Raw genomic sequence first — 9,960 nt, forward strand, 5'->3', positions numbered from 1 at the left:
CTAGGGGTCACGATGGCCCCGTCCAGCCCCCTCGGATGGAGAGGCGCGCGCCATGGAGCTCACCGCTGCACGCACTCCGGGCGGTCCCTGCCCCCCGCAGGTCCTCCTCGCACGGTCCAGGGGCGCCCTCCTGGGCCTCGCGGTGGGCGACGCGCTCGGCGCCCCGGCGGAGAACATGAAACCGTCGCAGATCCGCGCGCAGTGGGGGCGGATCGAGGGCTTCGTCACCGAGGACCCGACCGGCACCGACGACACGGAGTACGCGGTCTTCTCGGGGCTGTTGCTCGCCCGCCACGGCTCGGCGCTCACCGTCGCGCACGTGGAGCGCGCCTGGCACCACTGGATCGCCGACCTGGACGAGGGGCCGTTCCGCGGGGCCGGGTTCTCCGAGCGGGGCACGCTGGAGAACCTGCGCCGCGGACTCGCGGCGCCCATCTCGGCGCAGCACCGGCACGCCTGGTCGGACGGGCTGGCGATGCGGGCCGCGCCGTTCGGGGTGTTCGCGGCGGGCCGGCCCGCGGAAGCCGCCCGGCTCGTCGCGATCGACGGCACCGTCAGCCACGACGGGGAGGGCATCTACGGCGGCCAGGCCGTCGCCGCGGGCGTCGCGGCGGCGATGGCCGGGGCCGGACCCGCATCGGTGGTCTCCGCCGCCCTGTCGGTCATCCCGCCGGACTCCTGGACCGCCCGCTCCCTGCGCCGGGCCGTGACCGCCGCCCCGCGCGGCGAACGGGCCGTCCGCTCCGCGGTGGTCATCGGCGGCTACCCGTGGACCGACCTGGCCCCGGAGGCCGTCGGCCTGGCCTTCGGGGCGTTCGCCGCCTGCCGCGGGGACTTCGCCGAGTCGGTGCTCACCGCGGTGAACATGGGCCGCGACGCGGACACCACGGCGGCCTTGGCGGGCGCCCTCGCCGGGGCGCTGGGCGGCGTCGGCGCCATCCCCGAGGCGTGGGCGTCGGCGATCGGGCCGGTACGCGGCCGGTGCCTGCCGTCGATGCGCGGCTACCACGTCGTGGACGTCGCCGACCTCCTCACCCCGGAATCCGAGACCCCCCGATGACCCCACCGCAGGCCCCCGACCCGGCGCCCCACGCTCCCGCCCCGGACCGGCCCGGGGCCGCACCTCCCCCGGCCCCCACCCCGGTCGCCCCGCCCACCACGGCCCTCGCCCGCGGCGACGACCGCGTCCCGCAACCGGACGAGCGGCCGGGAACGGCCCCGGCGTGGCCCCAGCCCCGCCACCCCGAGGCCGAAGGCCCGCCCGCGGCGCTGCCGGGCGACGCGGGCGGCGTGCCGCGCGGCGGCCCCGGGGTCGCGCCGAGCGGCCCTTCCACGCCGGTGCCGCGCCGCGCGCCCGGCGCTACGGCGGGGGGCGAACCCGCAGCCATGCCGCGCGGCGGCCCCGTGACCGTGACGGGCGGCGGCCCCGGAGCCATGACGGGCGACCGGCCCGCGACCGTGAAGGCCGACAGGCCCGCGACCGGGGCGGGTGGCGGGCCCGCGACCAGGGCGGGTGGCGGGCCCGCGGCCACGGCCACCTGTACACCCGCGGCCCTCGCGCACGGCGGGCTCGGGGTCGCCGCCGGGGGTGCGGCCGGGGCGGGCAGCGGGCTCGGGGTCGCGGCCGGCAGCCGGGCCCCGGCGGGCCGTGCGCCCTCGGCCGGACCGGGCGGCGGCCTCGGGGGTGGGGCGGGTTGCGGCGGGGAGGCGCGGCGGGGGCGGATCGAGGGGCTGCTGCTCGGGCTCGCGGCCGGGGACGCCGCCGGGTGGCCCGCCGCCCGGCACCGGGCCAGCCGGATGCCCGAGTGGACCCGCCGGCTCACCCGTGAGCTGGACACGTTCGCCGAGCAGAACGCCACCACCACCCTCCCCGTCCCCATCGCACTGAACCAGCCCCCGGAGCCCTTGCTGCTCGGCCCGTCCGACGACGCCGAGTGGGCGGCGTTCGCCGCCGAGTCCGTGCTCACCGCCGCCGAGGGCCTGCTCAGCGACCTCAGCCGGTCCCGCCGGATGCGGGCCGCGATCGACCTCGCCTGGAACGCCCTGGCCAGCGAGATCGCCGCCGCCGCGGAACGCGCCCCCGAGGTCGAGTCCGCCGTGCTCCCGCTGCGCGCCCGGATCTCCGTACGGGCCGGCCTCGGCAACCTCGCCGCCGGGCTGCGCCCGCCCGCCACCGGCCACGACAACCCGCACTACTTCGACGACGCCGCGTGCGTCCGCGCCTGCGTCCTCGCCGCCGTCCACCCCGGCGACCCGGCCGCGGCCGCCGACCTCGCCGAGTTCGACGCCCGCTACACGCAGGACGGGGACGGCGTCCACGGCGCCCGCGCCATGGCCGCCGCCGTCGCCGCGGCCCTCGCCGGCGCGGACCCCGACACCGCCGTCGAGGCCGCCCTCGCCCAGCTCCCCGGGGCCACCGAGATCGGCCGCAACGCCCGCCACGCCGTCAAGCTCGCCCGTACCCACATGGAGGGCGGCGGCGCCTTCGCCATCGTCCCCACCCTCGAACACGAGATCGTCGACCACGTGTACAGCTACGGCATCGCCGCCGCCGAGACCGTCCCGGTCGCCCTCGCCCTGGCCACCGCCTCCCGCGGCCGTGTGATCGACGCCGTGCCCGCCGCGGCCTGCCTGTCCCGGGTCGCGGACTCCGCCCCCGCCCTCGCCGGCGCGCTCACCGGCGCCCTCGGCGGCGGCGACTCCGTCCCCGCCGCCTGGCGCGAGGCCTGCCGGGTCCTCTCCGGCTGCGCCCTGCCCCGCCTCGCCGGCACCGACCTCGTGGAACTCGCCGCGCTGCTCGCTCGCACGGAACTCACCTCAACCAAGGGATGATTCGGACATGACGCTCACTCTGGAAGACCGGGCGGCCGGCTGCCTCGTCGGGGCCGCCGTCGGCGACGCCCTCGGCGGCCCGGTGGAGGGTTGGTCCCCGGACCAGATCGCGCAGCGCCACGGCGGCCGCGTCCACGGCATCGTCGGCCCCTGGTACGAGGACTGGCGCACCGCCCGCCCCATCGCCCCGTACCACAAGGGCGACGGCCGCGTCACCGACGACACCCTCATGACGCACGCCCTGGTCCGGGTCTACGAGGCCGTACGCGACCACCTGGACGCGTACGCGGTCGCCGAGCACCTGGTCCCCGACCTGATGACCCGGCCGCGGTGGATCCCCGAACTGGAGGCCGAGGCCCTCCCCCTCCAGCGGGTCTTCCTCGCCGAGAAGTGGATCGTGGCCCGTCTGCACTACGGGCACGTCGACCCGCGCGAGGCCGGCACCGGGAACATCGTCAACTGCGGTGCGGCGATGTACGTGGCGCCGGTCGGCATCGTCAACGCGGGCAATCCGGCGGGCGCGTACGCGGAGGCGCTGGACATCGCGGGCGCCCACCAGTCCTCGTACGGGCGGGAGGCCGCCGGGGTCCTCGCGGCGGCGGTAGCGGCCGCGTGCGCGCCGGGGGCGACGGTGTCGTCGGTGGTGGACGCCGCACTCGCCCTGGCCAAGGACGGTACGCGGGCCGCGATCGAGGCGGTCTGCGAAGTGGCCGGACGCCACCGGGACTTCGAGTCGGCGCTGGGGCCGCTGCGGGCGGCGGTGGCCCCGTACGACTCGGTCGGACCGGACTACCGCACGCCGTCGCTGGCCGCCCGGCGGCCGTCCCGGCTGCACTCGATCGAGGAGCTGCCGGTCGCGCTCGGCATGCTCGTCGTGGCGGGCGGCGCGTACGAGGACGCCGTGCTCGGAGCGGTCAACTACGGGCGGGACTGCGACTCCATCGCCACCATGGCGGGGGCGGTCGCCGGGGCCCTGGCGGGCGAGGCCGCGGTGCCGACGGGCTGGGCCAAGCAGGTCGCGGAGGCCAGCCGGCTCGACCTGCACGCGCCGGCGACGGCGCTGGCGGCGGTGGCCCGGGAGGTCTTCGCCCTGGACCGGTCGCGGCGCCGCGCCCACGAGGCGGCCTTCGCGACGATCGCGGCCCTGTGAGGGGCGCGCCGGGCGGCGGGCTGCGGCTGACCTGGGTGCAGCCGGAGGACCTCGTCGGCCACGAGCTGCGGCAGGCCGCGGAGGACGGGCGGGACGCGGAGCCGCTGCTGCGCCGCTGGCTGGCGGCGGGCGGCCACCCGGCCCCCGCCCGGGCCGGCGCCTCGGCCGACCCGGCCCCGCCGGAACTCCGGGACCTGGCCGTCCGGCTCCTGGCCGAACTGGCCGCCCTCCCCTGCCCCTCCTCCCCCACCGGACCCCCGTCAGCCGGGCGCACCGGGGCGGAGAGCGCCGGGGCCCGTCCCCGATCCACCGACGCCGGGCCCGACGGGGCCCGGAGTGGTGGGGGGCCGGGCGGTGGGTTGGTGGGGCGGCTGGAGGCGGCCTGGGTGGGGCGGGCCGTGGGGTGCGTGCTCGGGAAGCCGGTGGAGAAGCTGCCGCTGGAGGGGATCCGGGCGCTGGCCCGGGCGGCCGGGAACTGGCCGCTGGACGACTGGTTCACCGCCCGCGGCGTGCCGCCCGACCTGCTGGCCGCGTACCCGTGGAACCGCCGCTCCGCCGCCACCTCCCTCGCCGAGAACATCGACGGCGCGCCCGAGGACGACGACCTCGACTACCCGCTGCTGAACCTGCTGCTCCTGCGGCGTCACGGCCGCCGCTTCACCACCGCCGACGTCGGCCGGCTCTGGCTCGACGAGCTCCCCGCCGGCCGGACCTTCACCGCCGAGCGCACCGCGTACCGGAACCTGCTGCTCGGGCTGGAGCCCCCGGCGACGGCCACCCACCACAACCCCTTCCGGGAGTGGATCGGCGCCCTCATCCGCGCCGACGTCCACGGCTGGACCAACCCCGGCGACCCGCGGGCCGCCGCCGAGCAGGCCGGTCGGGACGCCGCGCTCAGCCACACCGGCAACGGCCTGTACGCCGCCCTGTTCGCCGCGGCGGCCATCGCGGAGGCGGCGTCCGGCCGGGCCGACGTGCACGGCGCGCTGCGGGCCGGGCTGGCCGTCGTACCACCCGGCGCGCGCCTCGCCGAGGCCGTCCGCCACGCGATCCGGGCGGCGCGCGAGGAACGGGACTTCGACCGCGTCGTGGACCGGCTGCACGCCCGCTACGGTCACTACCACTGGGTCCACTCCGTCCCCAACACCGCGCTCGTCGCCGCCGCCCTGACCCACGCGGACGGTGACTTCACCCGTTCGGTCTGCCGTGCCGTCTCAGGCGGCTGGGACACCGACTCCAACGGGGCGACCGCCGGCTCGGTCGCCGCCCTGGTGGCCGGCCGGGTCCCGGACCGCTGGGCCGCGCCCCTGAAGAACCGCCTGGCGACCACCGTCGCCGGCTTCGACGGCATCGGCTTCGACACCCTCGCCCAGCTCACCGCACAGGAGGCAGCACGCTCATGACGGCCATCGCCGTGCTCGGCAGTACGAACATGGACCTCGTCGCCTACGTCCCCAAGGCCCCCCGCCTCGGGGAGACCGTCACCGGCCGGGCGTTCCGCACCGTCCCCGGCGGCAAGGGCGCCAACCAGGCCGTCGCCGCCGCCCGGTGCGGGGCGGAGGTGGTGATGATCGGCGCGGTCGGCGCCGACGAGTTCGGCGTACGGCTGCGCTCCGCGCTCACCTCGGCCGGGGTCGACACGGCGGGCCTGCGGACCGTGGAGGGCGCCAGCGGCACCGCGCACATCACCGTCGACGACGAGGGCGGCAACAGCATCATCGTCATCCCCGGCGCCAACGCCCGGCTGACGGACCTGGAGGCGGGCGACGAGGCGCGGATCGCCGCCGCCGGGGCGCTGCTGCTCCAGTTGGAGGTGCCGCTGTCCGCGGTGCGGGCGGCCGCCCGCGCGGCCCGCGCGCACGGCGTCCGGACGGTGCTGACGCCGGCGCCGGCGCAGTCGCTTCCGGCGGAGCTGCTGTCCTCGGTGGACCTGCTGGTGCCCAACGAGCACGAGGCGGCGGCGCTGACCGGCCTGACGGACCCCCATCAGGCGGCCGCGGCACTGCTGGAGCGGGTTCCGGAGGTGGTGGTCACGCTGGGCGCGGCGGGCGCGCTGTACGCGGTGCGGGGGCGGGAGCCGTACGTGGTGCCCGCGCCCCGGGTGCGTGCGGTGGACTCCACGGCGGCCGGGGACACGTTCGTCGGGGCGCTGGCGGTGGCGCTGGGCGAGGGCCGGCCGGTACGGGAGGCACTGGCGTGGGCGGCGACGGCGGCGTCCCTGTCGGTGCAGCGGCCGGGGGCCCAGGACTCGATGCCGGCGCGGGCCGAGACCGACGCGGCCTTCACCGCCGGCGCCGGTTCATGACCCCGACCGCGCCGGACGCCGAACCGCCCGACCCGGACCCCGACACCGCGGGCGCGGGCGGGGCCGGGGCCGGGCCGCTCGCCGGGCTGCGCGTGCTCGACCTGGCCACGTTGTTCGCGGGGCCCCTCGCCGCCACGCTGCTCGGCGACTTCGGGGCCGAGGTGGTCAAGGTCGAGCATCCGGGCCGCCCCGACCCCTCCCGCGGGCACGGCCCCGCCAAGGACGGGATCGGCCTGTGGTGGAAGTTGCTGGGCCGGAACAAGCGGACGATGACCCTGGACCTGTCCACCCCCGGCGGCCGGGACACCCTGCTGCGGCTGGCCGCCACCGCCGACGTGGTCGTCGAGAACTTCCGCCCCGGCACCCTGGAGCGGTGGGGCCTCGGCTGGGACGAGCTGTCCGCCGCCAACCCGCGGCTGGTCCTCGCCCGGGTCACGGCCTTCGGCCAGCAGGGCCCCTACGCCCGCCGCCCCGGTTTCGGCACCCTCGCGGAGGCCATGAGCGGTTTCGCCGCGATCACGGGGGAGCCGGACGGCCCGCCGACCCTGCCGCCGTTCGGGCTGGCCGATTCGATCGCCGCGCTGACCTGCGCGTACGCGGTGATGACGGCCCTCGCCGGCCGGGACCGCACCGGCCGCGGGCAGGTCGTGGACCTGGCGATCATCGAGCCGATCCTGACCGTGCTGGGCCCGCACCCGCTCTGGTACGACCAGCTCGGCTACGTTCAGCCGCGCACCGGCAACCGCTCCGTCAACAACGCCCCCCGCAACACCTACCGCAGCGCCGACGGCCGCTGGCTGGCGGTCTCCACCTCGGCGCAGTCCGTGGCGGAGCGGGTGCTGCGCCTGGTCGGCCGGCCCGAGCTGGCGGCCGAGCCGTGGTTCGCGTCCGGCTCCGGCCGGGCCGCCCACGCGCCCGTGCTCGACGAGGCGGTCGGCGGCTGGATCGCCCGCCACAAGGCCGACGACGTGGTCGCCGCCTTCGAGGAGGCGGAGGCGGCGATCGCCCGGGTGTACGACGTACGGGACGTCCTGGCCGATCCGCAGTTCGCGGCCCTGGACACCGTCACGGAGGTCGAGGACCCGGAGCTCGGCCCGCTCCGGATGCAGAACATCCTGTTCCGTCTGTCCGAGACGCCCGGCGGGATCCGCTGGGCGGGCCGCCCGCACGGCGCGGACACCGACGCCGTCCTCACCGAGCTCGGCCTGACCGGGGCCGAGATCAGCGCGCTCCGGATGGAGGGGGCCCTATGATCCTGACCTGGCTCTACGTACCCGGCGACCGCCCGGGGGTGGTCGCGAAGGCCCTGCGCTCGGGGGCCGACGCCGTCATCGTCGACCTGGAGGACGCGGTGTCGGCCTCCCGCAAGGAGTACGCCCGCGCCGCCACCGCCGAGCTGCTCGCCGAGCGGCCCCCGGTCGCCGTCCACGTCCGCGTCAACGCCCTCGACTCCCCCTGGGGCGGGGCCGACCTGGCCGCACTGACCGGGCTGCGCGGCCTGTCCGGGCTGCGGCTGCCGAAGGTCACCGCCCCGCAGCAGGTCGCCCAGGCCGCGGACCGCACCGGCGGGGTGGCCCTGCACGCCCTGCTGGAATCAGCGCTGGCGGTGGAGCGTGCGTACGAGATCGCCCGCGCGCACCCCGCCCTGCGCGGGCTGTCCCTGGGGGAGGCCGACCTCTGCGCCGACCTGGGCATCAGCGGGGAGGCCGGGCTGGACTGGCCGCGTTCGCGGGTGGTGGTGGCCGCCCGGGCGGCCGGGCTGGCGCCGCCCGCCCAGTCGGTGTTCCCCGACATCCGGGACATGGAAGCGCTCGCCGCGTCCTGCGCCCGGGGTCGGGCGCTGGGCTTCCTGGGCCGGGCGGCGATCCACCCGCGGCAGCTGCCGGTGATCGAGCGGGCCTACCTGCCCGCCCCGGAGGAGGTCAGTGCCGCCGAGGAGATCGTCGCGGCGGCGCGGCGCAGCCCGGGGGCGGTGGCCCTGCCCGACGGCCGGTTCGTGGATCCGGCGGTGCTGGCGGGTGCGGAGCGGGTGGTGGCGCTGTCCCGCCGGGAGTCGCCGGCCTACTCCTGAGCGTTGCCCACCCCGGCGGCCGGCCGGTCGGTCGACCGGCCGGGCGACGGGCTGCCGGGCCGCGTCCCGGGATCTCAGGCGTTGAGGGGTGACCAGAGCCACTGGCCGCCGACGCGGACGTACAGCCGCTTGTTCGTGGAGTCGACGGCCATGGTGCCGTCCACGGGCTGACGGGTGAACGAGGCGTCGGTGACCGGGCCGGGGACCAGCCGCAGCGGCGGGTTGGCCGCGTTCCTGGTGGGGACGGTGCCGCCGGACTGCCCGCCCTTGGTGCCGTAGCTGTTCTCCACCCGGAAGTCGCCGGTGCTCGACTGCTCGTAGTAGACGTGCGGGCCGGCGGGGGCGGTCTCGTAGAGGCCGACGACGTTGCGCAGGACGGCGGTGGAGCCGGGGCCGGAGTAGAGGGCGACGCCGGCGTTGACGGTGGGCTTGCCGCCGTTGGCGATGACGACGTTCTCCAGGGCGCTGGCGGCGGCCGCCCAGGCGATGACGTTCTGCGCGGTGGCGGGGGCTCCGGGGGCGAAGTCGCCGGCGTAGCAGTAGATGTTGGTGGCGTAGACGTGCCGGCAGCCGGCGTCGGTCTTCAGGTGGGGGCCGCCCTGCATGCGGGAGGTCTCGAACTTGCAGTCCGTGAGGTAGATCCCGTTGGGGTTGTTGGTGGTGACGGCGCCCTGGCCGATCCACAGCGCGCCGGTGCCGAAGGCCTCCAGGCGGCAGCCGATGAAGTGGATCTGGTTGATGTTGTCCTCGCTGTGGCCCCAGGTTCCCTTGGTGGCGGAGGAGGCGTTGCGCAGCCAGATGTTGGGCTGCTTGGTGCTGCCGGCGGGGCCGGTGCACTCCTCGATGACGAGGTTGTAGAAGCGGGAGTCCCAGAATTCCACGGCGTCGATGCACATGTCGTTGTTGGCCGACATGAAGAGGTCGCGGAAGTAGGAGTTGTTGTTGTAGTAGAGCTCCAGCAGCAGGCCGGTCTTGCGGTTGCCGTTGAAGCCGAGGTTCTCGATGGAGCAGTAGCGGCGGTGCGTGGCGCCGGTGGAGTAGGCGGGGCCGGTGCCGGACATCTTCAGCAGGGTGCAGTCGGCGCCCTTGAGCAGGGTGGAGGTCTTCGCGCCGGAGCCGGTCAGGCGGATCCCGTCGCCGTCGACGCTGAGGGCCGCGGTCTTCCCGGCGGCGGGCCGGACCAGATAGGTCCCGGCGGGGAAGTGGACGGTGCCGCCGCCGGCGGCGCGGGCGGCGTCGAGGGCCCGCTGGACGGCCGGCGTGTCGTCGGTGGCGCCGTCCCCGACGGCGCCGTACGCCTTGACGTCGAACCAGTCCGGAACGGATGCCGCAGCGGCCGGCGCGGCGGCGGATATGGAGGCCGCGCCGGCCAGTCCGGCGACGGCTCCGGCCCCGGTGAGCAGCACCCTGCGGCGCTCGGTCATGTCGTCCCGCCCCTCACGTTGTGGATCTTCGGGGGTGATCATGCCAAACGGGGGGGACGGCGAGAGGGGCGCCACGCTGCGGCGTGGCGGCCCCCTCAGTGGTGGGGTGTTCCTCCCCGACCTGGCCGGGGAAGGGGGGGGGGATCTTTGCTCCTGGGTGGGGCTTTGGGGTGGTTGT

8 protein-coding genes are annotated in these 9,960 nt (G+C 77.0%); 7 read left to right on the top strand and 1 reads right to left on the bottom strand.

Annotation, left to right across the window (positions count from 1 at the left end; genetic code table 11):
- Positions 1-52 precede the first annotated feature (52 nt).
- From ACZ4VL_RS22180 to ACZ4VL_RS22210, 7 genes are all read left to right on the top strand, one after another.
- Positions 53-1,060, top strand: coding sequence for an ADP-ribosylglycohydrolase family protein (locus ACZ4VL_RS22180; RefSeq protein ID WP_468202502.1), 1,008 nt, complete (start codon positions 53-55; stop codon positions 1,058-1,060).
- Positions 1,061-1,434: 374 nt separating this feature from the next.
- Positions 1,435-2,832, top strand: coding sequence for an ADP-ribosylglycohydrolase family protein (locus tag ACZ4VL_RS22185; protein ID WP_468202532.1), 1,398 nt, complete (start codon positions 1,435-1,437; stop codon positions 2,830-2,832).
- 7 nt (positions 2,833-2,839) lie between these two features.
- Entirely contained in the window at positions 2,840-3,982 is a 1,143-nt protein-coding gene (locus ACZ4VL_RS22190; protein WP_468202505.1) for an ADP-ribosylglycohydrolase family protein, read from the top strand.
- Positions 3,979-5,385 carry an ADP-ribosylglycohydrolase family protein gene (locus ACZ4VL_RS22195; RefSeq protein WP_468202508.1) on the top strand — a complete coding sequence of 469 codons (1,407 nt, stop codon included), beginning with the start codon at positions 3,979-3,981 and terminating at the stop codon, positions 5,383-5,385. The genes ACZ4VL_RS22190 and ACZ4VL_RS22195 overlap by 4 nt, the downstream gene beginning before the upstream one ends.
- A complete protein-coding gene (gene rbsK / locus ACZ4VL_RS22200; protein ID WP_468202511.1) occupies positions 5,382-6,287 on the top strand; it encodes a ribokinase in 906 nt (301 codons plus the stop codon). The genes ACZ4VL_RS22195 and rbsK overlap by 4 nt, the downstream gene beginning before the upstream one ends.
- Positions 6,284-7,540: a CaiB/BaiF CoA transferase family protein gene (locus tag ACZ4VL_RS22205; RefSeq protein ID WP_468202514.1), complete on the top strand. Its 1,257-nt coding sequence runs from the start codon at positions 6,284-6,286 to the stop codon at positions 7,538-7,540. Before rbsK ends, ACZ4VL_RS22205 begins: the two co-directional genes overlap by 4 nt.
- A complete protein-coding gene (locus ACZ4VL_RS22210) occupies positions 7,537-8,358 on the top strand; it encodes an HpcH/HpaI aldolase/citrate lyase family protein (RefSeq protein WP_468202517.1) in 822 nt (273 codons plus the stop codon). Before ACZ4VL_RS22205 ends, ACZ4VL_RS22210 begins: the two co-directional genes overlap by 4 nt.
- Positions 8,359-8,432: 74 nt before the next feature.
- Here the strand turns inward: ACZ4VL_RS22210 and ACZ4VL_RS22215 are convergent, their stop codons facing one another.
- A complete protein-coding gene (locus ACZ4VL_RS22215) occupies positions 8,433-9,782 on the bottom strand; it encodes a glycosyl hydrolase family 28-related protein (RefSeq protein ID WP_468202520.1) in 1,350 nt (449 codons plus the stop codon).
- Between the last annotated feature and the right edge of the window lie 178 nt (positions 9,783-9,960).

The organism is Streptomyces sp. NPDC029014 (genome assembly GCF_055564695.1).